Origin of the sequence: Nocardia puris (assembly GCF_003315035.1) — a bacterium.
Classification (GTDB): Bacteria; Actinomycetota; Actinomycetes; order Mycobacteriales; family Mycobacteriaceae; genus Nocardia; species Nocardia puris.
Genome location: NZ_QNRE01000019.1, coordinates 27,988 through 54,341 on the forward strand (window position 1 = coordinate 27,988; position 26,354 = coordinate 54,341).

Below are 26,354 nucleotides of genomic sequence, written 5' to 3' on the forward strand. Positions count from 1 at the left end.
CGTTCGAGGCGTACCCGAGTATGCGGTGAACGCGAGGTCGGACATACGAACCTTATCGTCACCGGCGCTCGAACCCTCCGGACCGGGTGGGTGGCCGACGGGTCGTTCCTCGCCGTGGCGAGCGCCACTTTCACGAGCCGGCCGGAGCGACAGCGAAATCCGCGCCGGAGGATCTACCTGCGGTTTCGTCCAGGCTCCGCGACCGGAGTCGAGGCCGGATACCGCCCCGGGCGGCCCTCGGCGCGAAATCGGTTATCCACATGTGGACAACTTTCGCCGCGGGCCAGGTCGCGCGGCGATCGGCCCGGCACGTCCGTCCGCTCGGCCGTTAGGGTTGGCGGGACGGCTCCGCGAGCGCGGTCCCGCCGGGTGGCGACGCCCGCGGGCGAGCACCCGTCGCGAGCTCGTACCGTGCCGTGTTCGTCCCCGAGCGAAGGAGTTCCATGTCCGCCCCGAATCTCACCCGCGACCAGGCGATCGAGCGCGCCGCCACCGTGGGCGTCGAGAACTACCGCATCGAACTCGACCTCACCGGGCAGCCCACCTCCGCCGACGCGCCGGTCTCCGACATCTTCGGTTCCAAGACCACCGTCACCTTCACCGCCACCCCCGGCGCGAGCACCTTCATCGACCTGGTCGCCGCGGGCGTGCGCTCGGCCACGCTCAACGGCGAGCCGCTCGACGTCACCGGCTACGACGAATCGCAGGGCATCGCGCTGACCGGCCTGGCCGAGCGCAACGAACTGGTCGTCGAGGCCGACTGCGTGTACTCGCACACCGGCGAGGGCCTGCACCGTTTCGTCGATCCCACCGACGACAAGGTCTACCTGTACTCGCAGTTCGAAACCGCCGACGCCAAGCGCATGTTCGCGTGCTTCGACCAGCCCGATCTCAAGGCCACCTTCGACATCGTCGCCACCGCCCCCGCCGACTGGGAGGTCATCTCCAACGGCTCGGGCAGCCGCAAGCAGGTCGGCGCGGTGGCCGTGCACACCTTCGCCACCACGCCGCGGATGAGCACCTACCTGGTCGCCATGATCGCGGGCCCGTACGCCAAATGGACCGACTCCTATGCCGACGAGCACGGGGAGATCCCGCTCGGCATCTTCTGCCGCGCCTCGCTCGCCGAACACATGGACGCCGAGCGCCTGTTCACCGAGACCAAACAGGGTTTCGGCTTCTACCACCGCAACTTCGGTGTGCCCTACGCCTTCGGCAAGTACGACCAGCTGTTCGTGCCGGAGTTCAACGCGGGCGCGATGGAGAACGCGGGCGCGGTGACGTTCCTGGAGGACTACGTCTTCCGCTCCAAGGTCACCCGCGCCTCCTACGAGCGCCGCGCCGAGACCGTGCTGCACGAGATGGCGCACATGTGGTTCGGTGACCTGGTCACCATGAAGTGGTGGGACGACCTGTGGCTCAACGAGTCGTTCGCCACCTTCGCCTCGGTGCTGTGCCAGTCGGAGGCCACCGAGTACACCAACGCGTGGACCACCTTCGCCAACGTGGAGAAGTCCTGGGCCTACCGGCAGGACCAGCTGCCCTCCACCCACCCCATCGCCGCCGACATCCCCGACCTGCACGCGGTGGAGGTGAACTTCGACGGCATCACCTACGCCAAGGGCGCGAGCGTGCTCAAGCAGCTCGTCGCCTACGTCGGGCTGGAGCCGTTCCTCACCGGCCTGCGCGCGTACTTCGCCGAACACGCCTACGGCAACGCCACTTTCGACGATCTGCTGGCAGCGCTGGAGAAGGCGTCGGGCCGCGACCTGTCCACCTGGGGCGCGCAGTGGCTCAAGACCACCGGCCTGAACATCCTTCGCCCCGAGTTCGAGGTCGACGCCGAGGGCAAGTTCCGCTCGTTCGCGGTGGTGCAGGAAGGTGCCGAACCGGGCGCCGGTGAGCGCCGCGTGCACCGGCTGGCCATCGGCGTGTACGACGACGTGGACGGCAAACTGGTGCGCACGCACCGCGTCGAACTGGATCTGGACACCGCCGAGCGCACCGACGTGCCGGAGCTGGTCGGTGTGCCGCGCGGGCGCTTCGTGCTGGTGAACGACGACGACCTGACCTACTGCTCGGTGCGGTTGGACGCCGATTCGCTGGACGTGCTGGTCAACCGGATCGCCGATATCGCCGAACCGCTCCCCCGCACGCTGGCCTGGTCGGCGGCGTGGGAGATGACCAGGCAGGCCGAATTCCGCGCCCGCGATTTCGTCGCGCTGGTGCAGCGCGGTGTGGGCGCCGAGTCCGAGATCGGCGTGGTGCAGCGGCTGCTCGTGCAGGCCGCCACCGCCATCGGCAGCTACGCCGACCCGGCGTGGGCCGCCGAGGTGGGCTGGCCCGAATTCGCCGACCGGCTGCTCGAGCTGGCGCGCGAGGCCGAGGCGGGATCGGACCACCAGCTGGCGTTCGTCAACGCCCTCACCGGCGCGCGCCTGGCCGAACGGCACACCGAGGTGCTGCGCGAACTCCTCGACGGCGAGCCCTCGGCGCTGGGGCTCGACGGCCTGGTCGTGGACACCGATCTGCGCTGGCGACTGGTCACCGCGCTGGCGGCCTCGGGGGAGATCGACGCCGACGGCACGGCCACCCCCACCATCGATCGGGAACTCGACAACGACCCCACGGCGGCGGGCAAGCGCCACGCGGCGGCCGCCGCCACCGCCCGCCCGATCGCCGAGGTGAAGGAACAGGCGTGGGCCACGGTGATGGGCGACGATTCCGTCCCCAACATCACCGCCCGCGCCATCGTCGGCGGCTTCGCCCCGGCCGGCCAGGGTGAACTGCTCAGCGGCTTCGTCGAGCGCTACTTCGCCGACATCCCCTCGGTGTGGGAGCGCCGCTCCAGCGAGGTCGCCCAAACGGTCGTCATCGGCCTCTACCCGTCCTGGGAGATCACCGAGGAAGCCGTCGCCACCGCCGACAAGTTCCTCGCCGCCGACCACCCCCCGGCCCTGCACCGCCTCGTCTCGGAAGGAAAAGCAGGCATCGAACGCTCCCTCCGCGCCCGAGCCTTCGACGCACAGTAGGCCGCTCCGGTGCGGGGCTCGATACGGGCCCCGCACCCCACGCTAGCTGCGGTGCGGATGGTCCCCCCGCTTCACACATTCTCTGCTGTGGGCGGATCTGCTGACGGCAGCGAACCGGTGGGGTGGGGATTTTCTGGGGCACGGTGGGGGCATGACTCAGGACGGGAAGACACCGCTGTTCGATCGGCATGCGCGGGAACAACTGTTGAGCAGGCGCATTCTGGTGCTGGACGGCGGGCTGGACGACGACAACGGCACCCTGCTCACGACGCAACTGCTCACGCTGGCCGCCGAGGACTCCGAGGCCGGGATCTCGCTGTGGATCCACTCCCCCGGCGGTTCGGTGCCCGCGATGCTCGCCATTCGCGACGTGATCCGGTTGATTCCGTGCAGCGTGTCCACGCTGGCGCTCGGATTGGCGTGCAGCGCGGGGCAATTCCTGCTGTCGGCGGGCACGCCGGGACGGCGGTTCGCGCTGCCGCATGCCCGGATCCTCATGCACCAGGGTTCGGCGGGGATCGGGGGCAGCGCGGTGGAGGTCGAGGCGCAGGCCGACGATCTGCGGCACACCGTGGAAACGGTGCTCGGCATCATCGCCGCCGACACGGGCCAGCCCTACGACCGCGTGTACGAGGACTCGCTGCACGACCGCTGGTTCACCGCGCCGCAAGCGCTCGAGTACGGGTTCATCGACCACATCGTCGAATCGTTCGACCAGATCGTCCCCCAGCGCAGGCGCTTCGGCATCTCGGCGTGAGCCGCCACCTACACCAGGAGCGAAAGACCATGTCCACGTACACGATTCCCAACGTCATCGCGCGGCATCCGGGCGGCGGCGAGCGCATCACCGACATCTACTCCCACCTGCTGGCCGAGCGCATCGTCTACCTCGGCACCCCCATCGACGCCGGCGTCGCCAACGCGCTCATCGCGCAACTGCTGCACCTGGAGTCGGAGAGCCCCGGCCAGGAGATCAACATGTACATCAACTGCGAGGGCGGCGACCTGCCCGCCATGCTCGCGGTCTACGACACCATGCGCTACATCCAGGCTCCGGTGCACACCACCTGCGTCGGCCAGGCCATCGCCGTGGGCGCGGTCCTGCTGGCGGGCGGCGCGAAAGGCAAGCGCGCCATGCTCCCCCACGCCCGCGTGGTCCTGCATCAGCCCGCCGCCCGCGGCCAGGGCGCCATCCCCGACCTGATCATCCAGGCCGACGAACTGGTCCGCATGCGCAGCGCGATCGAGTCGATCCTCTCCGAACACACCGGCCAGACCGTCGAGACCCTCCGCCACGACACCGACCGCGACCGCGTCTTCACCGCCGCCGCCGCCGTCGAATACGGCCTCGCCGACCGTGTCCTGGACCCGCGAGGCTGAGCCGGCACCGCTGTGTAGCGGGGGTCATGTTCACCGAGTACGCCGTCCATGCACTCGCGATCGGTCGCGCACCTCCGACATACACCCGATTGCGTGGCACCCGTCCGCCCGCCGTATCTCCTCCCTGCGCGACAGGGGCATACCGGCGCATCTGGCGAGGCCGACGTTCGGTGTCGCGGCTGCCAGGGACTCTATGCGTCCGCGCCTGTATGCGTCCGCGCATGCCGAACGGCATCGGCGGTGTGCGCCGCACCAGTACCGGCGTTCACCCGTAGTCGCGGGAGCTGTTCGCGCCCAACGCATGTCGACCGAACCAGCCGGTGAGGTTCCCCGCGAACAGGGCGAGACGCACGCGCGGCGCCGGCGGGTGACGCGCCCCTGCCGATGGCCCGCCGGTCTCGCGCGGGTCACTCCGGTGGACGGAACCGGGCCGGGTGCCGAGTTTCAGGCGGCCAGGGTGGTGGGGTGCGCAACGCGGAAACCCGGTGGCGCGCGGGCGAAGCTTGCGCGTCAGCCCGCGCGCGACGAGTACTACCCGGCGTAGCGGCTGAACCCTCGAGCTCAGGCGGCCAGGAGGGTGAGGCCGTGGGTCGACCCGGCGTAGCGGCTGAACCCTCGAGCTCAGGCGGCCAGGAGGGTGGGGCCGTGGGTCGAGCGGCGCAGGGCAGGGCGCAGGAGGGACAGGGCGCGGTCGCGGCGGATCTCGGCGGCGACCTGTTCGGCGAGTTCGCCGAGGGACGTGCCGAGGGCGCCCGCCATGGCGGCGATCATCTCGCTGGAGGGCTCCTTGCGGCCGCGTTCGACCTCGGACAGGTACTGCGGGGAGATACCCGCGCGGCGCGCGGTCTCGGACAGGGTCTCCCCCTGGTCGCGGCGGATCTCGCGGAGCCGTTCGCCGAGCACCTCGCGCCACAGCGGTTCGCCCGCCGCGGACCGCTCGGTGTCGCGCTCGGCGTCCTCGCCCCCACCCGGAATCGCGTGCAACCTCGCCTGCTCGCTCATGAGCCGACGATACGACACCACGGCGTCCCCCCGGCCGCACTTACGCTCAGGGCGTAATGGGTCAGCGCGCGAGGAAATGCCAGCCGAGCCAGATCCACCCCGCCACCGCCACCAGCCGCATGGCGCGCCCGCGCAAGGCCGCGCCGACCACCACGCCCAGCGGAGCCAGCAGGTCGCGGCGCAGGTGGGCCAGCACGGTGGCGGCGAGCACCAGGGTGAGCAGTACCGCGAAACCGGCGATTATCAGCGTTCGCTCGTCCATCGCGTCACCACCCACCAGCCGAGCGCCAACCACACCAACCACCCGAGGAACCGCACCGGCCCCTCCTCCAGCACCGGGTCGAGCAGGATCGACAGGGTCGGGTGCTCCGGATCGGCGCGCAGCCAATCCGGTTGCCGCACATACGCGAACGCCTCGAGCACCACCAATGCCCCGATCAACACCGACCACACCACCACGCCGCGCCGGAACGCGACGCGCGACACCGCCCCGGACGCCGACCTGTCCCGCCGAGACGCGCCACCTCGGTCACCCAACGCTGACCGGCGAGAGCTGGACACCGGGCGGCGGATTGTCGCCGACCCCGCGCATTCCGCCGGCGAACCCACGTCGTCCGCCGACGGGCGCGGACCGTCTCCGGGCACCGCCCCCACCGACCTCCGCACGACGAGCCCCGCACCCACCCGCGGCCACGCCACCAGCACGACCGCTCCCACTCCGAAAACCAAAACCATTGCGGTAGAAGCGAAGTGGAACGGCCGCGTGAACGCCCCGACCCCCGCGATCAAGCACAGCACCGCCGCACCCCACGGCAGGCGCGCGATCGGGACCGGCAACTTTGCCACTCTTGCAGGATATGACTTCCCGGCTCGACCTCAACCGCGTCGCAGGATCCCGCCGAGCGCATCGACCACAGGGGTCCAGGGGATGCGAGCGCGTCGGCGGCCATCACCCTCGTCGCCGAGAGGCACCGGCGCGTCGGGTATCGCGCGCCCCTCGGCGAGCCATCGGGGAGTTCAGCACCTCAGCGGAACGCGTCGACGTTGTCGCGGGCCCACTGCGCGAAACTGGTGGCGGGCTCCCCGGTCACGTCGGCGACGGTGGTGGTCGCGCGCTGCGGGTGGTCGACCATCGACTGCATCCCGTCCAGGTACCACTCCGCGTACTCGCCCATCATCGGTTGCAGGATGGCCACCGCCTCTTCCCGCGACACGTGCTCGACGGTGAGGTCGCGCCCCAGCGCCGCGCCGATCTGGCGGATCTTGTCGGCCCTGGTGATGGTCTCCGGGCCGGTCAGCTCGTAGATCTTGTGCGAATGCCCCTCGGAGAGCAGGACATCCGCCGCGACGCGGGCGATGTCGTCCATGGTGATCGGCGCGTTCCCCGCCTCGGGGTACCCCTCGCGGATCACGTCGGACGCCTTGATCTGCTCGGCCCAGATGGTCGCGTTCTCGGCGAACTCGCCCGTGTACAGGTGTGTCCAGTCCGCCCCCGACCCCTCCACGGCTTTCGCGATCGGCTGCCAGTCGGTGCTCTCGTCGCCGGAGAGGTCCACGATGTGGCGCACGCCCGCCTCCCGCGCCAGCGCGACCACCTCGTCCACCGTCTCGAGCAGCGGGGCGAGATACATGCGCTCGACGCCCTCGAACGCGGCGGGCAGCGAGGAGACCCGCCCGAGGTAGCCGCGCGCGACCTCGACGCCCTCGGGCAGCGCGGCCTTGGCCGGATTGGTGGTGAGCGCCCGCACCCGGGTGGCTCCGCCCGCGAGCAGGTGGTCGACGACCTTGCGTCCGATGTTTCCGGTGGCGCCGGTGACGAGAATTGTCATGCCTCCAACCTGCTCGGCCGCGCCCCTCCCCGACAACCCCCACTTTCTGCGCCTGGCACTCGCGCGGGGATTCGTATCTGGGCGCGAACGCCCTCCCCGAAACTCTGGACCCCCGAAACGCCGACGGCGCGCCCACCGCAGGGGTGGGCGCGCCGTGAGCACGCTGGTGAACGTGGGGCGTCAGCGACCGATGGCGGCGGCCATCACGCGGACGGCGGAGACGAGCCCGTCGATGAGCTGTCCCTGCCGGATCGAGCTCAGCGCGGCGGTGACGCCGAGCTGGCAGACGCGGTCGTTCGCGCGGTCGGCGACCTCGTGGCCCGATCGGACCTCGACGGCCTTCTCGTTGGGCGAGACGGCGATGAGCACCGAGCGCGCCGCCTCGGGAGTGGTGGGGAACAGCGCGTCGGCGCCGGCGGCGGTGTCCGCGCCGAGGTCGCCGATGTAGACGTTGAAGCGCACCTTGGTCGCGCGGGTCGCTTCGGTGAGCGCGTTGTCCATGGCGAGCCGCTCGTCATCGCTGAACGGGGCTTCCTTGAACACGTCGCCGGCCTCGTGCACACCGGACACGCGTCCGCTGCTGGTGAGGGCGTATCCGTGCGGGAGGTCGGCCTCGACCACCGCGGGCCACTTAGAACTTGCCACTTGCCCGGCCTCCGATCGGCTCACCCTGGGCGGATTCGATAGCCGCATGGTTTCCGTGCGGCGCGGCGTCGTGGTGCCCGTGACCGGTCACCTCGTCGGTGGCACTCCACAGCACCGGCGGCTGGGTCCACTTCTGTCCGAGTTCGAAGTGGACCGGCTTCTCGCCGGGCAGCGGCTTACCGAGGTACGACAATCCGGCGATCGCCGCGTAGATCACCAGCGGGATGCCGACGAAGATCAGCACTGTCTCGAGAATGCTCACGGATCAACGGTAGACGATGGCGTGTAGTAGACGCTCGACCGGTCGCCGGCCGGCACCGTGTCGCGAGTGTCAGGACGGCCGAGCCGGCGGATCGCAGCCTTCGGTCGCCGTGGCTTTCGGCCAGCGGGACAAGGCGTTTCACCGTTCGGCCAGGCCGCCCGCGTTCGACCTTCACACCGATGTCAAGGCCTACTGTCGCCGACATGCCCCTTCCCGCGCTCACCGGCCGCGTCCTCGGCGCCTGCCCCGCCCTGCTGCTCGCCCACGGCGCGAGCAGCGATATCGACGACAGTTTCGGCCCGATCCTCGACAGCCTCGCCGCCCACCACACCGTGCCGGCCCCGGACTTCCCGGGCTCGGGCGCCACGCCCCGCGCGAACGCCCCACTGGACCCGGACGAACTCGCCGACGCCTTGGTCGATTTCGCGCACGCGGCCGCACACGAACGCTTCGCCCTCCTCGGATTCTCGACGGGCTCACCGGTCGCGATCCGCGTCGCGGCCCGCCACCCGGCCGAGGCCACGGCGCTCGTCCTGTCGGCCGGGTTCGCCAAGGCCAACCCGCGCCTGCGCCTGCTGGTGCGCACCTGGCGGGAGCTGGCCGCCACGGATCGCCGCGCGCTCGCCGCCTACCTGGTGCTGCTCGGGTGGAGCGCCGAATGGCTGGATCGGCGCACCGAACGGGACCTCACCGACCTGGTCGACAGCATCGCCCCCGCGCTGCCCGCCGGCGCCGACGACCAACTCCGGCTCCTCACCGAGATCGACGTGCGCGCCGACCTGCCCGCGCTCTCCCTCCCGACGCTGATCATCGACGCGCGCGACGACCGCGTGGTGTCGGCGGCGCACACCGAGGAACTCGCCACCATCCCCGCGGCGCGCAGGATCACCCTCGACGGCGGACACGCGATAGCGGCCGAACAGCCCGAAGCCTGGGCGACTGCCGTGGAGCAGTTCCTCGCGAGCGCCGGCTGACTCGGGCCCCTACCGCCCTCACACCAACCAGGCGGCGGCGTCCGGCGGCAGCTTCCCGTCGGCCAACGGCGCGCTGACCAGCAGCGGTTCGCCTGGCGGCAGGGCGATCGGCCGGCTGCCCGCGTTGAGCACGCAGGTCAGCCCGCCCGGCCGCCGGAACGCCAGGCACCCCTCGGGGCTGCCGTACCACTCGACCCGCGAACCGGCGAACTCCTCGCGCCGACCGCGCAATTCGATCGCCATCCGGTACAGCGAGAGCGTGGAGCCGAGCTGTTCGAGCTGCGCCTCCACGGTGAGCCCGGACCAGTCCGGCGGGATCGGCAACCACGATGTCTCGCCCTCGGTGAACCCGAACGGCGGCCGGTCGCCCTCCCACGGGATCGGTACCCGGCAGCCGTCGCGGCCGCGGTCGGTGTGACCCGACCGCTCCCACACCGGGTCCTGGAGCACGTCCTCGGGCAGGTCGTCGACGTTCGGCAGGCCCAGTTCGGCGCCGTTGTAGAGGAACACCGAGCCCGGCAGCGCCAACTCCACCAGGACCATCGCCCTGGCGCGGGCGACACCGCGCTCCCCGCCGCCGTAGCGGGTGACCTCGCGGGCGATGTCGTGGTTGGACAGCGTCCAGGTGGGCGACGCGCCGACCGGTTCGACGGCGGCGAGCGAGTTCTCGATGGCGTCGCGCACGGACTCGGCGGTGAACTCGGCCTCGGCGAGCCGGAAGTTGAAGGCCAGGTGCAGTTCGTCGGGGCGGACGTATTCGCCGAAGCGGGTGTTGTCGTCCACCCACACCTCGCCGATGGTCACCGCGTGCGGGTACTCGCCGACCACCTTGCGGATGCGGCGGTGGATCTCGTGCACGCCGGGGTTGTTGAAACGCGGGTCGTCATCGTCGTGGATCAGCATCTTGGTGGAGACCTCGCGCATGTCCGGCAGGCCTTCCGGTTTGGCCATGCCGTGGGCGACGTCGATGCGGAAACCGTCGACACCGCGGTCCAGCCAGAAGCGCAGCGTCTGCTCGAAATCGGCGACGACCTCGGGGTTCTCCCAGTTCAGGTCGGGCTGTTCGGGCGCGAAGATGTGCAGGTACCACTGGCCGGGCGTGCCGTCGGGTTCGGTGATCCTGGTCCAGGCGGGCCCGCCGAAGATGCTCGGCCAGTTGTTCGGAGGTTCGGCGCCGTCGGGCCCGCGACCGTCGCGGAAGAGGTAGCGGGCGCGTTCGGGACTGCCCGGCGCGGCGGCCAGCGCCGCGGTGAACCAGGGGTGGGCGTCGCTGGTGTGGTTCGGCACCAGGTCCATGGTGACCTTGATGCCGCGGTCGTGCGCCTCGGCGATCAGGGCCTCCATCGCCGCCAGGCCGCCGAAGAGCGGGTCGATATCGCGCGGATCGGAGACGTCGTAACCACCGTCGGCCATGGGCGAGCGCATCACCGGGCAGATCCACAGCGCGTCGACGCCGAGGAGTTCCAGATAACCCAGCCGCTCGCGTAGCCCGCCCAGATCACCGACGCCGTCGCCGTTCGAATCGGCGAACGAGCGCGGATACACCTGGTAGAAGACGGCGGATCGCCACCACGGTCGGTCGTCGCGCGACTCGGGCGCGGACTCGTCAGGTGTTGCTGTCACGCCGCTATAGTGCCAAAGACCGCCGACGTATTCCTCTCGGCGAGGCCGGTTTCCCACAATCTGGCAACTCTTCAGCGAATCGTAACGTCGCGGCGTCGCCGACCGGAACCGCCCGAGGATTTCACATCGGCGAGTTCACCAGCGAATACGCGGCCATCTCCATGTAGTCGAGCAGCTGTTTGCGGTGCGCGTCGTCGAGCATGTCGGGTTCGATCTCGGCGATGGCGATGCGCATACAGCGCAGCCACGCGTCCCGCTCGATCGGCCCGATCGTGAACGGCATGTGCCGCATCCGCAGGCGCGGATGCCCGCGCTCGTCGGAGTAGGTGCGCGGGCCGCCCCAGTACTGCTCGAGGAACATCCGCAGCCTGCGCTCGGCCGGACCGAGGTCCTCCTCGGGGTAGAGCGGGCGCAGCACCTCGTCGGCGGCCACTTCGCGGTAGAACGCCGCCACGATCCGCCGGAACGTGTCCGCACCGCCGACCGCCTGGTAGAACGACGTCGCCGTCTGCTCGCCCGAAGTCATCAGGTCCTCTCGATCGTGGATAGCGCCCACTCCATTGTGCCCGCACCCCGGCGGGCGGGCAGCGCGCGGCCGACACGGATAGCGGAGCGGCGGCACTTCAGCGGCAGTTAACCCAACATTGTGCGAAATCACCGTGCAAATGGCCGAGTTCCATGGTCATATTGGTGGCAGTCTCGCCGAGAGATAGCACATGATCTTGAACCGGACGAAATCGGGGTCACCCATGAAGCAGCGGCACGGCCGTCCACACGAGGCCAGGACTCACCGACAACTGAAGCCCGCCGACGTCCACAATCGTGGGTCGGGGGCTACTCCGCTGCACATCGTGTCCGACAATTATCCGGGGTCACACCGCTCCGGTGACGATCGATCCCGTGCCGACCACGGCCACCACCTCACGCCGGTCCGCACCGAATCCACCAGCTGGTCGAAGCGCCGGGTGCTGCTTCTCAACGCCACCTACGAGCCGCTCACCGCACTGTCCGCACGGCGCGCCGTCGTTCTGCTCATCTGCGACAAGGCCGACGCCGTCCACCACAATCCCGAAGGCCCGGTCGTGCACTCTGCGGGCGCCGAGGTGGCCCTGCCCTCCGTCATCCGGCTGCGCACCTACGTCCGCGTCCCCTACCGCGCCCGCGTCCCGATGACCAGGGCCGCCCTCATGCATCGCGACCGCTACCGCTGCGGCTACTGCGGCGGCAAGGCCGAGACCATCGACCACGTGATCCCGCGCAGCCGCGGCGGCGAGCACTCCTGGGAGAACTGCGTGGCCAGCTGCGCGCCGTGCAACCACCGCAAGGCCGACAAACTGCTCAGCGAACTCGGCTGGACGTTGCGCGCCCCGCTCGTCTCCCCCAAGGGCCCGCACTGGCGGCTGCTCTCCACCACCGCCGAACTCGACCCGGTGTGGTTGCAGTATCTGGGCGAGGGCGCGGCCTGATCCTCGGCGATCCGATGCACGATGCCGGACGGGCTTCGAGACGGCGGCCTACGTGTATTCGATGACCAGCGTCGCCCAGGTGCCGGGCTCCAGCGCTTCGAAGACGTGGGGCGCGTCGCCGGGGTAGGCGATGTAGTCGCCGGGGCTCAGTTCGGCTGGGGCACCGGTCGGGCCCACCAGGGCGCGGCCCGCACCGAGCAGGACGTGTTCGATCACGCCGGGGATGTGCGGATCGGATTCGCGCGCGTGACCGGGTTCGGCGGTGATGCGGAACAGATCGCGGCGCGTGTTCGCCGGACCGGCCGCCAGCAGCGTGGCCTGGTACTCCGCGCGCTCGGCCGCCACCACCGGCCCCTCGCCGGCGCGGATGATCTGGACCGTGGGGCGCGGCGGTTCCAGCAGGCTCGAGAACGGCATGTCCAGCGCGACGCACAGCGCCCACAGGGTTTCCAGGCTGGGGTTTCCGCTGCCCGATTCCAGTTGGGACAGCGTCGATTTCGCGATGCCCGCGCGCCCGGCGACCTCGCTCAGCGAGAGCCCGGCCCTGGCCCGCTCGCGGCGCAACGAGGCCGCGATGGCCGCCTGCGGTGTCGCCGCCGTGGTGTCCTCTCGCGTCATCTCCGCTCCCGTCGTGCGCCGTGAACCGCCCCACAGCGAACCACATTGACTTACCCGCCCGCCATGTTCACTATAAACAACATGCGTTCGATATGGCGAACACTGGATCGGGAGACGTTCACCGGCATCGCGGCGGTCTGCCTGGCGGTCGGCGTGATCGGCGTGTCCTACGGGACCACCGCCGTCGCGTCGGGCTTCCCGGTGTGGCTGCCGGTGCTGTTGAGTACCGTCGTGCTGGCCGGCGGCGCCGAATTCCTGTTCCTCGGCATCGTCGCGGCGGGCGGCAGTCCGATCGCCGCGGTGCTGGCGGGCTTGCTGGTCAACGCCAGGCACCTGCCCTACGGATTGTCGGTGCCCGACGTGGTGGGCACCGGCTGGCGGCGGCTGATCGGCGTGCACGTCATGAACGACGAGGCCGTCGCGATGGCGCTCGCCGAATCCGAGCCCGCCCGCAAGCGCGCGGTGTACTGGGCCTGCGGCCTCGGCGTGCTGCTGGCCTGGCCGACGGGTGCCGTGCTGGGCGCGCTGATCGGCACCGTGGTGCCCGATACCGCCGCGTTCGGTTTGGATGCCGTCTTCCCGGCGGTCCTGCTCGCCCTGGTGATCCCGGCGCTGCGCGACCGGACGACGTTCGGCGCCGTGGCGGTGGGCGCGGGAGTCGCGGTGCTGAGCGCGCCGTTCCTGCCCGCGGGGATGCCGGTGTTGCTGGCGCTGTCGGGGGTGTTGTTCGCCGCCTTGCGATTACGGCGGTCGGAGCGAGCCGGTGCGGAACGGAACGCCACCCCGGGTGAGTGCGCGTCGCCGGCAGATCGCACATGCGCTGCCGACGGCACGGGCCGGGGTGAGGATCGATGATGCTCGTCGCCGGAGTTCTCAGCCTGGCCGTCGGCACCTACGCGTTCCGGTGGGCCGGACCCGCCCTGCGCGACCGCATCCGGTTCCCCGAACGCGCGCGGCAGTTGCTCGAGATCGGCGCGGTGGTGTTGCTGGCCGCACTGGTCGCGGTCACGACATTGCCGTTCGGCACAGGTCATCTGGGTGCCGCGCTGCCCGCCGGGGTCGCCGTGGGCGGTGTGCTCGCGTGGCGGCGCAGCCCGCTGCTGGTGGTGGTGCTGGCAGCGGCAGCGACAACGGCTTTGCTGCGGTTGGCCGGGGTGCCGTAGCCCGGCGCGCAGAACCGGACGACCTGATGCGTGCTCCGCGCGAATCAGTTGGGCAGCAACGGGATACTGCCCGAGCGGCGGCGCGCGACGGACCCGTAGCGGGCGTCGATGCGCAGCCAGGTGGCGGTGGCGCGCACGCGGACGATCTCGGTGGGCGGGATGCGGCGGGCCTCGGCCTTGTCCCCCGAGTGCGGGATGAAATCCATGGCGGTGAGGGCGAAGACGACGCGCATCGGCACCCGCACCTCGGTGTCGTCGGCCGACACCGTGAGCACGGTCTGGTCGAGCAGGGAGGCGGGCGGGCCGTGCTGGCTGCCGTGCTCCTTCGCCAATTGCGCTCCGCGCTCGGCCAATTCGACCAAGGTGCGGGCGGGCACGTCGTCCACGTGGACGAACCCGTCGGCGGGCGGCAGCGCCCCGCGCCACGCGGAGTCCATCGAGTAGCCGAGGTCGATCGGGCTGCCGGTGCCGAGCCCGGCCAGCACCAGGTCCGCGCCGACGGTGACGTCGTCCACGCCCAGTTCGGCGACCACCGTGCGCACCGCCAGCGCCTCGAAACCCGTTGCCACCCACCCGGACACGAAGCGCTCACCGCGGCGGCGCAACCGGATCACGGCGGCCGGGTCCAGCCGCACCGCCCGGCTCAGGAAGGTGGCCAGGTTCTCGCGCTCGGCGGGGTCGGCGACGTGCAGCACCCGCTGCTCCCCGATCACGACCGCGCCGTCGTCACTTGTCGAGCCACTGCGCGAGATAGTCGCGCTCCTCCGGGGTGAACCGGCGCAGGCGCTGGGTCTCGATGTCGAAGGCCGCCAGCTGCGTGGAGGCGATCACGGCGGGCGGCGAGTCGGGGGCGGCGCCGTTCGGGCGGACCTCGTAGCCCACGGTGAAATCGACCGCCCGCAACCGCTGCACCCACATGGCGATATCGAGCGGGGTGTCCTCGTGCCGCAGCTGCGCGCGGTAGCGCACGTGCAGGTCGGTGAGCACACACCCCTTGCCGAGGGCCGACGTCGGGCGGTCACCCTCGAACAGCCACGGGATGCGCGCCTCCTCCAGCAGGGTCACCATGCGGGCGTGGTTGACGTGCTGGAACACGTCCATATCCGACCAGCGGATCTCCACCTGGGTGTGGAATCGCCTGGGCAGCAGGACCGTATCGGTGTGCGCCTGCCCGTTTCCGTTCAACGTGCTCGTCACAGTGGTACCTCCGGTGGGCACCCGGCCACTCGCCAGACTCCCACGCTGCGACTCCGCAACAGGCGACGAGGCGAGATCGCGGGTGCGACAGACTCCGATTCTCGACATTCAGATCCGGGCCGCATCGCTCGGATCGAGCCGATCCTGAGCGTCCAGTATCGCAAGCCGGGCCCGCCCGGTCGCGCCGGGGGCGAGACCCGCCGAGAAACCCGAGGTCGGGCGGGCACCGACCGGCGGCACCCGCCCGCGGTTCCTACCTCGGCACCTCCGACTGCGCGCCGACGCCGCTGACCATGCTGCGCACCTGTCGCGCCGCCACCGAGAGCGTCGCCAGATCGTGCGCGCCCGATTCGAACAGCTCCGACAGCGCGGCCCGCGCGCGACCCAGCCGGGACTGGTTCTTCGACTCCCAGTACGCGATCTTCTCGTCGGCGGTCTCCTCGGGTTCACCGCCGGACAGCACGTCGAGGGTGAGCGAGCGCAGCGACCCGTACATGTCGTCGCGCAGGGCCAGCCGGGCCAGCGCGTGCCAACGGTCGCCGCGTTCGAGGTGGCTCACCGCCTGGAGCAACCAGTCGATCTTGAGGTGCTCGTTGAGCGCGTAGTACAGCGCGCCCACCTCCTCGCCGTCGCGCTCGGTGATGTCGGCGATGTCGATCACGTCCAGCAGCGGGAACAGGTTGAGCAGGCCGAACACCTCGGTCGCGAGGTCGGTGGGCGCACCGCGCGCGATGAGTTCGGCGGACTGGTCGGTGAGCGTGGCCACGTGGTGACCGCGCAACCACTCCGGCACCTTCGAGGCCAGCTCCCGCACGCCCCTGGTGTAGCGGTTCACCTCCGCGCCCGCCGCGATGGGCTGCGGGCGGTTGCTCAGCAGCCACCGGGAAGCGCGGTCGAGGATGCGTTTGGTCTCGAGCTCGAGTTCGTCGCGCACCGAGATCGGCACATCGGCCGCGCGGATGCGCGCCCAGACCGTGTGCAGGTCGAAGATCCCGGCGGCCGCGGCGAAGGCGCGCACGGCGTCGGTGGTGGTGGCGCCCACTTCCTCGTTGAGCCGGAACGCGTAGGTGATGCCGCCGTAATCGACCATCTCGTTGACGATCATGGTGGTGACGATCTCGCGGCGCAGCCGGTGCTTCTTGATGGCCGCGCCGAACCGCTCCCGCAGCGGCGTCGGGAAGTACTCCGGCAGCCGTGCCGCGAAGTAGGTCATATCGGGCAGGTCGGACTCGAGCAGATCGGCCTTCAGCGAAAGCTTCACGTGCGCGAGCAGATTCGCCAGTTCCGGCGAGACCAGCCCCACACCGTCCTCGTGGCGGCGCTTCATCTCGGCGTCCGAGGGCAGCGCCTCCAGCTCGCGGTCGAGCCCGCGCCGCTGTTCGAGATCGGCGATGAGCCGCATGTTGACGTTCATCATGCGCGGCGCCTCGAAGCGCGCGATGCCCATCAGGAAGTTCTGGGACACGTTGTCCTGCAACACCATATCGGCGACCTCGTCGGTCATCGAGGCGAGCAGCGGGTTGCGTTCGGCCTCCGGCAGCGCGCCGGAGCTCACCACGCCGTCGAGCAGGACCTTGATATTGACCTCGTGGTCGGAGCAGTCGACGCCCGCGGAGTTGTCCAGCGCGTCGGTGTTCATCTTGCCGCCGTTGCGGCAGAACTCGATGCGGCCCAGCGCGGTCGCGCCGAGGTTGCCGCCCTCGCCGATCACCCGCACCCGCAACTCGTTGCCGTTGACGCGCACCGCGTCGTTGGACTTGTCGCCCACCTCGGCGTTGGATTCGGTGCTCGCCTTGATGTAGGTGCCGATGCCGCCGTTCCACAGCAACTGCGCGGGCGAGAGCAGGATGGCACGCACCAGTTCCGGCGGGGAGAGCGATTCGACGTCGTCGGGCAGGCCCAGCGCCACCCGCGCCTGCGGGCTGATGGGCACCGACTTCACCGTGCGATCCCACACACCGCCGCCCGCGCTGATCAGCGAGGTGTCGTAGTCGGCCCAGGAGGAGCGCGGCAGTTCGAACATCCGGCGCCGCTCCGCGTAGGAACTCGCGGCATCGGGATTCGGGTCGAGGAAGATGTGGCGGTGGTCGAAGGCGGCGACCAGCCGGATGTGCTCGGAGAGCAGCATCCCGTTGCCGAACACGTCGCCGCTCATGTCACCGATGCCGACGACGGTGAAATCCTCGGTCTGGGTGTCGATATCCATCTCGCGGAAGTGCCGTTTGACGCTCTCCCACGCGCCGCGCGCCGTGATGCCCATGGCCTTGTGGTCGTAGCCTGCCGACCCGCCGGAGGCGAAGGCGTCGCCCAGCCAGAAGCCGTAGCTCAGCGCGACGTCGTTGGCGATATCGGAGAACGTGGCGGTGCCCTTGTCGGCGGCGACCACCAGGTAGGTGTCGTCACCGTCGCGCCGGATCACCCGCGCGGGCGGCAGCACCGCGCCGGTGGTCAGGTCGACGTTGTCGGTGAGATCGAGCAAGCCGGAGATGAAGGTGCGGTAGCATTCGACGCCCTCCGCCCCCAGCGCCTGCCGGTCGGCCACCGGGTCGCCGGTGGGCGTGGGCGGCTGCTTGACCACGAAGCCACCCTTGGCGCCGACGGGCACGATCACCGCGTTCTTCACCGCCTGCGCCTTCACCAGGCCGAGAATCTCCGTGCGGAAGTCCTCCAGCCGGTCCGACCATCTCAGGCCGCCGCGCGCCACCGGCCCGAACCGCAGGTGCACGCCCTCCACCCGCGGCGAGTACACGAAGATCTCGAATTGCGGTTTGGGCTTGGGCAATTCGGCGATCTCGCGCGGCTCCACCTTCATGGCGACGAAATCGCGCGAGCGGCCCTCGGCGTCGGTGACGTAGTAGTTGGTGCGCAATGTCGCCTTGATCAACCCGAGGATGGCGCGCAGGATGCGGTCGGCGTCCAGGCTCACCACCTGGTCGATGCGGGCGCGCAGCTGGGTCTCCAGATCGGCGGCGTGGTCGGCCGATACGGTGTCGGGATCGAACCGCGCGGCGAACAGGTCCACGAACAGCCGCGCCACGTCGGGGTAGGTGAGCAGCACCCTGGCGATATTGGCCTGGCTGTACGGAAAACCGGCCTGCTGCAAATATTTCGCGTACGTGCGCAGGATCGACACCGACCGCCACGACAGCCGTGCGCGCAACACCAGTTCGTTGAGCCCGTCGGCCTCGGCACGGCCGTACCAGACCGCTTCGAACGCCTCGGTGAACCGCTCGCGCAGACCGGCCACCTCGTCCTCCAGCGCCTCGGCGCGGGCGGGCGGCTCGAGCAGTTCGGCGTCCAGATCCGAATCCAGTGCGCTGCGCAGCAGTTCGGGCCGAGCCAGCAGGCCGAAGTCGTAGATCCAGCGCTCGCCGTCGGCGTCGGCGCCGTCCGGGCGCACCCGGTACGGCCGCTCGTCGAGCACTTCCACGCCGAGGCTCTGCAGCACGGGCAGCACCTGGCTCAGGGAGACGCCGGTGCCCCCGATGTAGAGGGTGAAGCGCCAGGCGCCGGGTGCGGCGTCGGCGCTGCGGTACAGGTGCTGATCGATGACGCCTTCGGACAGCCGCTCCAACCTGCCGATGTCGCCGAGGGCGCGAGCCGCGCTGAAGTCCTGCTTGTACGCCTCGGGGAAGGCGCCGGCGTAGCGCTGCACCACGGCCGGATCGAGCACCGTGGAGTTGCTCACCGCGTCACCGAGGCGGTCGTCCCAGGTGTGGCTGGCCTCGTTCAGCAGGCCCTGGATGCGCAGGCGGTTGACCTCGGAGGTGTCGGCCACCTGATCGGCGTCACGCGGGACCGGGGAACCCTCGTCGGCTAGCCGGACCGTGAAATACACGCTGGCGAGCTCACTTTCGCTCACCCGCGCGGAGTAGTCGATGGAGACGCCGCCCAGTTCGCGGACCAGGATCTCCTGCATCTCGAGCCGGACCCGGGTGGTGTAGCGGTCGCGCGGCAGGTACACCATGCAGGCGACGAAGCGGCCGTAGGAGTCCGAGCGCATGAACAGCCGCACCTGCCTGCGCAGGCTCACGTTCAGCACCGCGGCGGCGGTGCGGCGCATGGTCTCGGTGTCGGAGGAGAACAGTTCGGTGCGCGGGAAGGACTGGATTACCTCGAGCATCGCCTGACCGGAGAAGGAGTCCAGGTCGAAGCCGTTCTCCTCGATCACCGAGCGCACCCGCCGCCCGATCACCGGGATGTCGAGCACGTTCTCGTGCACCGCGGTCACCGTGAATACCCCGATGAACAGGTGCTCGCCCCGAATCTCGCCCCGCTCGTCGAAATCGGCGACGCCGATGAAGTACGGGTACACCGACCGGTGCACGGTGGCGGGCACCAGACCCTGGGTGAGCATGAGCAGCGGCCGGTCGCCGCCGTTGATCGGGACGCGGAAATCGGTGCCGACATCGGGACGCAGCACGCCGAGGCAGGTGCCGGGCACCGGGCTCGAGGTGGTCTGCTCACCCTCGACGCCGAGGCGGTAGCGGGCGTAGCCGAGCACGGTGAAATTGCCCTCGGCGAGCCAGCGCAGCAGGTTCGCGCAGTCGACCAGATCGGTCGCGTCGAACGGCGCGGTCGGCCGGGCGGCGGCATTCTCCAACTCGTCGGCCAGCGCGCTCTGGACGTCGCGGATGGCCTCGGTGTCGCCGATGACCTGGCGCACGTCGTCGATGACGTCGGGCATGGACTTCTCGATGCGATCCAGGACGGCGCGACTCGTCGCGGGGTGCAGTTGCAGGTGCATCCAGGATTCGCGCAGGCCGGTGGCGCCGTTGCCGTCCACCTCGTGCGGGGCGGCGTCGAGCAGGTGGCCTTCCGCGTCGCGCTCCACCTCGAAGATCGGGTGGATCACCTCGCTGACGCTCACGCCCAGCCTGCTCAGCGAGGAGGTGATGGATTCGACCAGCAGCGGCATATCGTCGGTGACCACCTGCACCGCCGCGCCCAGTCCCGACCCGTCGTCGGGGTGGTAGACGCGCACCAGCGCGCGCTCGGGCCTGCGCGCCATCGCCAGGTGCAGGTGGCGGCGGAAGATCTGGGTGATGCCCGTGATCGCACAGTCCACATCGCCCGCGTCGACGTGGCGGAAGTACGCCTCCTCGAGCGCCGCGAGATCAGCGCGCAGCGATTGCGGCATACCCGCGGCCCACGCCGCACCGGACAACTCGGACGAGACCGTCATTTTTTCGCCAACTCCCTCGGATTTCGGTTCCGGAACAAAGTGACGCCGGTCCGAGAGTAGCTGTGCGGTGTGGACGCCCGACCGCCTAGGCACAGCACCCGATCGGACCCACGACATCACCCAGGGGCGGTCGCGGCGGGAAGGACCCGATGACCCGACTGCGCCTGCGCATGCACGCAGTCCACCCTAGTGCTCGGTGCGGGTCACGCGCGTCGGAATCGCCACCGATCGGAAATAATCCCGGAGGGTTTGCTCCGCCGGAGCCCGGGGGAGCGGCCACCGGCCGGAATTCGCCCGATCGCTACCGACGATCGAGGGTCTTTCCGGCCGGTCACCGTGGAGAAGCGCACCGCGGCGGAGCGTCGCCCCGCTGCGGCGGATACTCAGTCGCGGGTGAGCTTGCGGTGCGTCACCCGGTGCGGGCGGGCCGCCTCGACGCCGAGGCGCTCGATCTTGTTCGCCTCGTACGCTTCGAAGTTGCCCTCGAACCAGAACCACTTGGCCTCGTTGTCCGAGTCGCCCTCCCACGCGAGGATGTGGGTGCAGGTGCGGTCGAGGAACCAGCGGTCGTGGGAGATGACCACGGCGCAGCCGGGGAACTGTTCGAGCGCGTTCTCCAGCGAACCCAGGGTCTCCACGTCGAGGTCGTTGGTCGGCTCGTCGAGCAGGATCAGGTTGCCGCCCTGCTTGAGGGTCAGCGCCAGGTTCAGGCGGTTGCGCTCACCACCGGAGAGCACACCCGCCGGCTTCTGCTGGTCCGGGCCCTTGAAGCCGAACGCGCTCACGTACGCGCGCGAGGGCATCTCCTGCTGGCCGACCTCGATGTAGTCGAGCCCGTCCGAAACGACCTGCCACACCGTCTTTTTCGGGTCGATGCCGGCGCGGCTCTGGTCGACGTAGCTCAGCTTGACCGTCTCACCGACGCGCACCGTGCCGCTGTCGGGCTGCTCCAGGCCGACGATGGTCTTGAACAGCGTGGTCTTGCCGACACCGTTGGGACCGATGACGCCGACGATACCGTTGCGCGGCAAGGTGAACGACAGGTCCTTGATGAGCTGGCGATCGCCGAATCCCTTGTCCAGATGCTCGACCTCGACCACCACGCTGCCCAGGCGCGGGCCCGCGGGGATCTGGATCTCCTCGAAGTCCAGCTTCCTGGTCTTCTCGGCCTCGGCGGCCATCTCCTCGTAGCGATCCAGGCGTGCCTTGTTCTTGGCCTGCCTGGCCTTCGCACCGGAACGGACCCAGGCGAGTTCTTCCTTGAGCCGCTTCTGCAGCTTCTGGTCCTTCTTCCCCTGGACCGCCAGTCGTTCGGCCTTCTTCTCCAGGTAGGTGGAGTAGTTGCCCTCGTAGCCGATGGCACGGCCGCGGTCGAGCTCGAGGATCCAGCCCGCGACGTTGTCCAGGAAGTACCGGTCGTGGGTGACCGCGAGGACGGCGCCCGCGTACTGCGCGAGGTGCTGTTCGAGCCAGAGCACCGACTCGGCGTCGAGGTGGTTGGTCGGCTCGTCGAGCAGCAGCAGATCGGGCTTGCTCAGCAGCAGCTTGCACAGCGCGACGCGGCGGCGCTCACCACCGGAGAGGTTGGTGACCGGCTCGTCCGGCGGCGGGCAGCGCAGCGCGTCCATGGCCTGCTCCAGCTGGGAGTCGATGTCCCACGCGTCGGCGTGGTCCAGATCCTCCTGGAGCTTGCCCATCTCCTCCATCAGTTCGTCGGAGTAGTCGGTGGCCATGAGTTCGGCGATCTCGTTGAAGCGATCCAGCTTCACCTTGATCTCGCCGAGGCCTTCCTCCACGTTGCCGCGGACCGTCTTCTCCTCGTTGAGGGGCGGCTCCTGCAGCAGGATGCCGACCGTCGCGCCCGGCGCGAGGAACGCGTCGCCGTTGTTCGGCTGGTCCAGTCCGGCCATGATCTTCAGCACGCTGGATTTACCGGCGCCGTTGGGGCCGACGACGCCGATCTTGGCGCCGGGAAGGAAGTTCAAGGTGACGTCGTCCAGCACGACTTTGTCGCCGTGCGCCTTGCGAACCTTCTTCATTTGGTAGATGAACTCAGCCATGCGGTCAACCCTAATCGTCTCGAGCCGTGCGGCCGCATCCGGGCCGAAGCATCGGTCCAGCTACACAGCGGTTTTCGGTCGGAATCCCCCGGTGGCGGCGAATCGCGGGACCGGGCCCACGCCACCACCGGTGCGCCCCAGGTGCGCTCGTGCGATCAAGCGCTGACGGTTTCCGGTGCGACACTCCTGACAGGAACGCTACCCGTGGCCTCGACGGCGGCCACCACCCCCTCGCCCCCGCGCACGGGTTGTGCAGCGCCGAGCACACCGCCGTTATTCCGGACCTCGGCGTTCCCGGCCGGTTGCTCGCCACCGCGCTTGCGGACCTCCGTGGTGCACCGGGTGAGGTCGGGCCCCACCGCGCTGGCGCGCATCTCCAGATCGCGCCGGTCGGCCCCCTCCTTCGTGCGGTACTCGTGCGTGCGCAACTGGCCGTAGACGAGCACCGGATCGCCGCGCCGCAGGGAAGCGTCGACACCGCCCACCAACCTCCGCCAGCAGGTGACCGTGAGGAACAGGGTCCCGTTGTCGACCCAGTCGCCGGTCGCGATATCGAACCTGCGCGAGTTGCTGGCCATCCGGAACGTGAGCACGCGTTCGCCGTTGCTCAGATCCCGGGTGACCGGGTTGGTGACCAACGTGCCCACCACTGTCGCCATCGCTTCGTACATGATTCCGCCCCTTCACATTCGGACCCGACCACCGGGCCGCCCCTCTCGGCGAGGGCACTTCCAGCGTCGCGCCACGAGGTGACCGGCGGTACCCCCGATCCGCGGATTGTGGATGAGCTCGATCCTGTGGACAACCGCGGCCGAACACCCGGAGAATCACCGAATTATGCTGTGCGGCACCTGTTTCACAGCGCCGTCAGGTCGGTGTTCGCCCCGCACAACACCACCACCGGCCGCTCCCCCGGCTCGGGAATGTAGGCCCCGCTCTGGATCGCGGCCAGCGCGCTCGCCCCCGCCGACTCCACGACGATGCGGAACTCCCGCCACAGATACTCCCGGCTCGCGGCGACGGCCTCCTCGGTGACCAGCAGCGACGGCACGTCGTAGCGGCGCGCGACGTCCAGCGCCAGTTCCCCGATCCGGGTGGCCCCCAGCGCGTCGGCGCCCAGACCACCCCGGCCGACCTCCACCGGCTCCCCGGCGATCAGCGCCGCGTGCAGCGCGGGCAGTTCCACCGGCTCCACGCCGATCACCCGTTGCCGCCGTCCCAGCGCGGCGCCGATCCCGGCGACCAGCCCGCCGCCGCCCACGGTGACCAGCACCGGCGGCTTCCCGCGCACCTGCTCCTCCAGTTCGAGGCCGACCACCCCGGCGCCCGCCGCCACGTCGGGCAGGTCGAAGGCGTGCAGCGAGAAGGCGCCGCGCTCCTCGGCCAGTTCGGCGGCGTGGCGCACCGCCTCGCCGTAAGTCGTGCCGTGCCAGAGCACTTCGGCGCCGTGCGACCACATCGCCGCGACCTTGGTGTGCGGCGCGGATTCCGGCACGACCACCGTGCACGCCTTGCCCAGCCACGACGCGGCCAGCGCCGCCGCGATCCCGGCGTTGCCCGCCGAGGCGATCACCACCTGGTCGGTCCGCGCGCTCGAGGCGAGCAGCGCGTTGAGGCTGCCGCGCACCTTGAAGGTGCCGCCGTGCTGGAGGTATTCGAGTTTCAGCGTCACGGGCACCGGGCCGTCGGGCCCGGCCACCGAGGTGTGGAACACCGGGGTCTTGCGGATCCGGCCGGTCATGCGGCGGCGCGCCGCGCGCACGTCGGCGCGATCCACCCGCCCGGCCGGGCGATGCGCCGTCACGGCGCCACAGCGGTCGGTCACGGCGCGAATCGTCTCACTTGCGTACCCCGTGGTCACGTTTGGCCAGTTCGGCGAACATCGCGTTGTGGGCGGCGAGTTCGGCGTCGTTGTCCCGGTCGGCGGCCCGGTCCAGCCGCTTGGCCATCCGTTCGTCGCTGCGCGACCACTGGATCAGCAGCGCCAGCATCACCACCACCAGCGGGACCTCGCCGCTCGCCCACGCCAGGCTACCGCCGGTGCGCTGATCGCCGAGCAGATCGTCGTTCCAGCCGAGCCCGAGCGAGCGGAAGAACCAGCCGCCCAGCACGGTGGTCATGCTCATCAGGGCGACGCCGAAGAACGCGTGGAACGGCAGCGAGCCGAAGACCATGCCGAGTTTGGTGAGCGAATGCACTTCGCGCGGTTTGGGATCGATGCCGATGACCACCCAGTAGAAGAGGTAGCCGCTGATCAGGAAGTGCAGGATCATCGCCAGGTGCGCGGCGTGCGAGTCGACGAACGAGTCGTAGATGCCGCCCATGTAGAGGGCGTAGAACCCGGCCACGAAGATCACCGACGCCACCACCGGCTGGGTCAGGAACCGCGACACCGGATTGTGCACCGCGAGCAGAATCCACTCGCGCGGCCCCGGCACGCCGCCGCGACCGGCCGGCGGCAGCGCCCGCAGCGCCAGCGTCACCACGCCGCCCAGCGCCAACAGGATCGGTGCCATCATCGACAGGGCCATGTGCTGCATCATGTGCACGCTGAACACCGCGGGCGCGTAGCGGCCCACGCCCGACGAGGTCGCGAACAGCAGCAGCGCGCAGCCCGACAGCCAGGCGATGGTGCGCCCGACGGGCCAGGCGTCACCGCGCTTGCGCAGTCGCCGCACGCCGAGCAGATAGACCACGGCCAGCACGATCGCGAGCGTGCCGAAGATCAGATCGAACCGCCAGTCGAACAGCAGTCGCAGGGTGGTCGGCGGACCGTCCAGGTTGTAGCCGAGCTCGACCTCGGCGGGCGTGGGCACCGACGTGGGCGGCGGGGGCGGCGTGCGGCCGAGCCCCACCGCCAGGCCCATGGTGGCCGCGAAGATCAGCGCCTCGACGCCGCCGAACCGCAGCAGGGCGGCGCGATCGCGCGGGTTCTCGGCGAGCGCGGGCAGGGCGGCCTTGCGCTGGAACCAGCCGATCACGCCGAGCACCGCCAGCGCGGCCACCTTGGCCAGCACCAGGCGGCCGTAGGTGGTGGTGAACAGGTCGCCGAACGGGACCCGCACCCACGAGTTGATCACGCCGCTCACGCCGATCACCACGAACGCGAAGGTGGCGACGAGGGAGAAGCGGCGAGCCGCGACATCGGTGTGCGCGCCGCCGCGCAGGGCGTGCGCGAGCACGGCGAACAGCCCGCCCACCCAGACCGCGGCGGAGATCAGGTGCAGGATCAGGCTGTTGGTGGCGATGTCGTGCGAGCCGCCCGAGGAGGAATGCCCGGTCAGCGCCAGCGGCATCATGGTCAGGACCGATCCGGCCAGCAGCAGCGGCGTCCACGCCCAGCGCAGCGCCAGCCTGCTGCCGACGGCGACGATCAGCGCGAACAGCACCGTGGTCCGCCACGCCCCGGCCAGTTCGACCTGGTCGATCGCCCGCCACAGCTGTTCGGGACGCCAGATGTCGGCGAACGGCTGCCCCGTGGTGTCGGAGATGGTCAGCGGCACCAGCAGCGCGGCGCAGCAGGCCCACGCGATCGCGAACACCGACGCGCGACGCAGCGCCCGGTACCCGCCCACGTCGAGCAGACCGTTCTCCTGCGGCGGCACGAAGAACGCCGCGAACAACAGCGAGCCCACCGTCAGCGCCGCGAACAGATCCGACAGCGCGCGCACGGCGGGCAGCCCGTAGGTGGTGAGCGCGCCCGGATCCGGAATGCCGAGCAGGGTCAGCGCCTGCGACGCCGACAGCCCGACCACCATCGCCGCGACCACCGCCGCCACCGCGCCCGCGAACACCGCCAGCGCGCCGAACGTCCCCGCGGGCCGCGCCGCCCCGGCGTCCGGCTCAGCTGGTGCGAGGGGCGGGTCCTGCGGTGACGACATACGACCCAGCGTAGTTCCAGCGGCGCGACGGGCTCCC

The 26,354-nt window shown here is 70.2% G+C and carries 23 protein-coding genes; 7 read left to right on the plus strand and 16 right to left on the minus strand.

Annotated elements, in window-relative coordinates; translation table 11 throughout:
* Positions 1-443 precede the first annotated feature (443 nt).
* The 3 genes from pepN (at position 444) to DFR74_RS31375 (ending at position 4,412) form a co-directional block, all read left to right on the plus strand.
* Positions 444-3,032, plus strand: coding sequence for an aminopeptidase N (gene pepN / locus DFR74_RS31365; RefSeq protein ID WP_067511534.1), 2,589 nt, complete (start codon positions 444-446; stop codon positions 3,030-3,032).
* Between the two features lie 151 nt (positions 3,033-3,183).
* Entirely contained in the window at positions 3,184-3,789 is a 606-nt protein-coding gene (locus tag DFR74_RS31370) for a ClpP family protease (RefSeq protein WP_067511535.1), read from the plus strand.
* A 29-nt stretch (positions 3,790-3,818) separates the two neighbouring features.
* Entirely contained in the window at positions 3,819-4,412 is a 594-nt protein-coding gene (locus DFR74_RS31375) for a ClpP family protease (RefSeq protein WP_067511536.1), read from the plus strand.
* Positions 4,413-5,033: 621 nt separating this feature from the next.
* On the opposite strand, the gene DFR74_RS31380 is transcribed toward DFR74_RS31375, so the two are convergent.
* From DFR74_RS31380 to ctaJ, 6 genes are all read right to left on the minus strand, one after another.
* Positions 5,034-5,414 carry a helix-turn-helix domain-containing protein gene (locus tag DFR74_RS31380; protein WP_084537938.1) on the minus strand — a complete coding sequence of 127 codons (381 nt, stop codon included), beginning with the start codon at positions 5,412-5,414 and terminating at the stop codon, positions 5,034-5,036.
* Between the two features lie 61 nt (positions 5,415-5,475).
* Positions 5,476-5,676, minus strand: coding sequence for a DUF6186 family protein (locus tag DFR74_RS31385; RefSeq protein ID WP_067511537.1), 201 nt, complete (start codon positions 5,674-5,676; stop codon positions 5,476-5,478).
* Entirely contained in the window at positions 5,658-5,900 is a 243-nt protein-coding gene (locus DFR74_RS31390; RefSeq protein ID WP_067511538.1) for a hypothetical protein, read from the minus strand. Before DFR74_RS31390 ends, DFR74_RS31385 begins: the two co-directional genes overlap by 19 nt.
* 539 nt (positions 5,901-6,439) lie before the next feature.
* The gene (locus tag DFR74_RS31395) at positions 6,440-7,243 is read right to left on the minus strand and encodes an NAD(P)H-binding protein (protein WP_067511539.1); all 804 of its coding nucleotides are present in this window, start codon (positions 7,241-7,243) and stop codon (positions 6,440-6,442) included.
* Between the two features lie 180 nt (positions 7,244-7,423).
* Positions 7,424-7,888, minus strand: a complete 465-nt coding sequence (locus tag DFR74_RS31400; protein WP_067511540.1) for a DUF5130 domain-containing protein — start codon at positions 7,886-7,888, stop codon at positions 7,424-7,426.
* Positions 7,875-8,150: an aa3-type cytochrome oxidase subunit CtaJ gene (ctaJ, locus tag DFR74_RS31405; RefSeq protein ID WP_067511541.1), complete on the minus strand. Its 276-nt coding sequence runs from the start codon at positions 8,148-8,150 to the stop codon at positions 7,875-7,877. The genes DFR74_RS31400 and ctaJ overlap by 14 nt, the downstream gene beginning before the upstream one ends.
* Positions 8,151-8,353: 203 nt before the next feature.
* Here ctaJ and DFR74_RS31410 point away from each other — a divergent pair, with 203 nt between their 5' ends.
* Positions 8,354-9,124, plus strand: a complete 771-nt coding sequence (locus DFR74_RS31410) for an alpha/beta fold hydrolase (RefSeq protein WP_084537940.1) — start codon at positions 8,354-8,356, stop codon at positions 9,122-9,124.
* Positions 9,125-9,142: 18 nt separating this feature from the next.
* On the opposite strand, the gene DFR74_RS31415 is transcribed toward DFR74_RS31410, so the two are convergent.
* Entirely contained in the window at positions 9,143-10,747 is a 1,605-nt protein-coding gene (locus tag DFR74_RS31415) for a glycoside hydrolase family 13 protein (RefSeq protein ID WP_067511543.1), read from the minus strand.
* A 121-nt stretch (positions 10,748-10,868) separates the two neighbouring features.
* Complete coding sequence (locus DFR74_RS31420; protein WP_067511544.1) at positions 10,869-11,273, minus strand: globin; 405 nt, start codon at positions 11,271-11,273, stop codon at positions 10,869-10,871.
* Between the two features lie 325 nt (positions 11,274-11,598).
* Here DFR74_RS31420 and DFR74_RS31425 point away from each other — a divergent pair, with 325 nt between their 5' ends.
* Positions 11,599-12,213 carry an HNH endonuclease gene (locus DFR74_RS31425; RefSeq protein WP_407674981.1) on the plus strand — a complete coding sequence of 205 codons (615 nt, stop codon included), beginning with the start codon at positions 11,599-11,601 and terminating at the stop codon, positions 12,211-12,213.
* A 48-nt stretch (positions 12,214-12,261) separates the two neighbouring features.
* Here the strand turns inward: DFR74_RS31425 and DFR74_RS31430 are convergent, their stop codons facing one another.
* On the minus strand, positions 12,262-12,831 hold the full coding sequence (locus DFR74_RS31430; protein ID WP_067511545.1) for a helix-turn-helix domain-containing protein: 570 nt from the start codon (positions 12,829-12,831) through the stop codon (positions 12,262-12,264).
* A gap of 81 nt (positions 12,832-12,912) precedes the next feature.
* On the opposite strand from DFR74_RS31430, the gene DFR74_RS31435 reads away from it, so the two are divergent.
* Together DFR74_RS31435 and DFR74_RS31440 are read left to right on the plus strand one after the other, a co-directional pair.
* Entirely contained in the window at positions 12,913-13,686 is a 774-nt protein-coding gene (locus tag DFR74_RS31435; RefSeq protein ID WP_067511546.1) for an AzlC family ABC transporter permease, read from the plus strand.
* Complete coding sequence (locus DFR74_RS31440; RefSeq protein WP_067511547.1) at positions 13,683-13,994, plus strand: AzlD domain-containing protein; 312 nt, start codon at positions 13,683-13,685, stop codon at positions 13,992-13,994. Before DFR74_RS31435 ends, DFR74_RS31440 begins: the two co-directional genes overlap by 4 nt.
* 44 nt (positions 13,995-14,038) lie before the next feature.
* Here DFR74_RS31440 and DFR74_RS31445 read toward each other — a convergent pair whose 3' ends face one another.
* The 7 genes from DFR74_RS31445 to DFR74_RS31475 form a co-directional block, all read right to left on the minus strand.
* The gene (locus tag DFR74_RS31445; RefSeq protein ID WP_232331834.1) at positions 14,039-14,707 is read right to left on the minus strand and encodes a hypothetical protein; all 669 of its coding nucleotides are present in this window, start codon (positions 14,705-14,707) and stop codon (positions 14,039-14,041) included.
* 13 nt (positions 14,708-14,720) lie between these two features.
* Entirely contained in the window at positions 14,721-15,179 is a 459-nt protein-coding gene (locus DFR74_RS37455; RefSeq protein WP_067511565.1) for an acyl-CoA thioesterase, read from the minus strand.
* A gap of 265 nt (positions 15,180-15,444) precedes the next feature.
* A complete protein-coding gene (locus DFR74_RS31455; protein WP_067511548.1) occupies positions 15,445-20,376 on the minus strand; it encodes an NAD-glutamate dehydrogenase in 4,932 nt (1,643 codons plus the stop codon).
* Positions 20,377-20,759: 383 nt separating this feature from the next.
* Positions 20,760-22,436, minus strand: coding sequence for an energy-dependent translational throttle protein EttA (gene ettA / locus DFR74_RS31460; protein ID WP_067511549.1), 1,677 nt, complete (start codon positions 22,434-22,436; stop codon positions 20,760-20,762).
* Between the two features lie 155 nt (positions 22,437-22,591).
* Positions 22,592-23,107 carry a single-stranded DNA-binding protein gene (gene ssb, locus DFR74_RS31465; protein ID WP_067511550.1) on the minus strand — a complete coding sequence of 172 codons (516 nt, stop codon included), beginning with the start codon at positions 23,105-23,107 and terminating at the stop codon, positions 22,592-22,594.
* A gap of 185 nt (positions 23,108-23,292) precedes the next feature.
* Entirely contained in the window at positions 23,293-24,261 is a 969-nt protein-coding gene (locus tag DFR74_RS31470) for a serine/threonine dehydratase (RefSeq protein WP_084537942.1), read from the minus strand.
* 13 nt (positions 24,262-24,274) lie between these two features.
* Positions 24,275-26,317: a cytochrome c oxidase assembly protein gene (locus DFR74_RS31475; protein WP_067511551.1), complete on the minus strand. Its 2,043-nt coding sequence runs from the start codon at positions 26,315-26,317 to the stop codon at positions 24,275-24,277.
* Positions 26,318-26,354 lie beyond the last annotated feature (37 nt).

Bases quoted from the DNA above. Each gene is read 5' to 3' on its own strand.
- DFR74_RS31475 (WP_067511551.1), bottom strand. From the start codon at position 26,317: ATGTCGTCACCGCAGGACCCGCCCCTCGCACCAGCTGAGCCGGACGCC.
- DFR74_RS31380 (WP_084537938.1), bottom strand. From the start codon at position 5,414: ATGAGCGAGCAGGCGAGGTTGCACGCGATTCCGGGTGGGGGCGAGGAC.
- DFR74_RS31430 (WP_067511545.1), bottom strand. From the start codon at position 12,831: ATGACGCGAGAGGACACCACGGCGGCGACACCGCAGGCGGCCATCGCG.
- DFR74_RS31455 (WP_067511548.1), bottom strand. From the start codon at position 20,376: ATGACGGTCTCGTCCGAGTTGTCCGGTGCGGCGTGGGCCGCGGGTATG.
- pepN (WP_067511534.1), top strand. From the start codon at position 444: ATGTCCGCCCCGAATCTCACCCGCGACCAGGCGATCGAGCGCGCCGCC.
- ettA (WP_067511549.1), bottom strand. From the start codon at position 22,436: ATGGCTGAGTTCATCTACCAAATGAAGAAGGTTCGCAAGGCGCACGGC.
- DFR74_RS31435 (WP_067511546.1), top strand. From the start codon at position 12,913: ATGCGTTCGATATGGCGAACACTGGATCGGGAGACGTTCACCGGCATC.
- DFR74_RS31410 (WP_084537940.1), top strand. From the start codon at position 8,354: ATGCCCCTTCCCGCGCTCACCGGCCGCGTCCTCGGCGCCTGCCCCGCC.
- DFR74_RS31385 (WP_067511537.1), bottom strand. From the start codon at position 5,676: ATGGACGAGCGAACGCTGATAATCGCCGGTTTCGCGGTACTGCTCACC.
- DFR74_RS31420 (WP_067511544.1), bottom strand. From the start codon at position 11,273: ATGACTTCGGGCGAGCAGACGGCGACGTCGTTCTACCAGGCGGTCGGC.
- ssb (WP_067511550.1), bottom strand. From the start codon at position 23,107: ATGTACGAAGCGATGGCGACAGTGGTGGGCACGTTGGTCACCAACCCG.
- DFR74_RS31440 (WP_067511547.1), top strand. From the start codon at position 13,683: ATGATGCTCGTCGCCGGAGTTCTCAGCCTGGCCGTCGGCACCTACGCG.
- DFR74_RS31370 (WP_067511535.1), top strand. From the start codon at position 3,184: ATGACTCAGGACGGGAAGACACCGCTGTTCGATCGGCATGCGCGGGAA.
- DFR74_RS31375 (WP_067511536.1), top strand. From the start codon at position 3,819: ATGTCCACGTACACGATTCCCAACGTCATCGCGCGGCATCCGGGCGGC.
- DFR74_RS31395 (WP_067511539.1), bottom strand. From the start codon at position 7,243: ATGACAATTCTCGTCACCGGCGCCACCGGAAACATCGGACGCAAGGTC.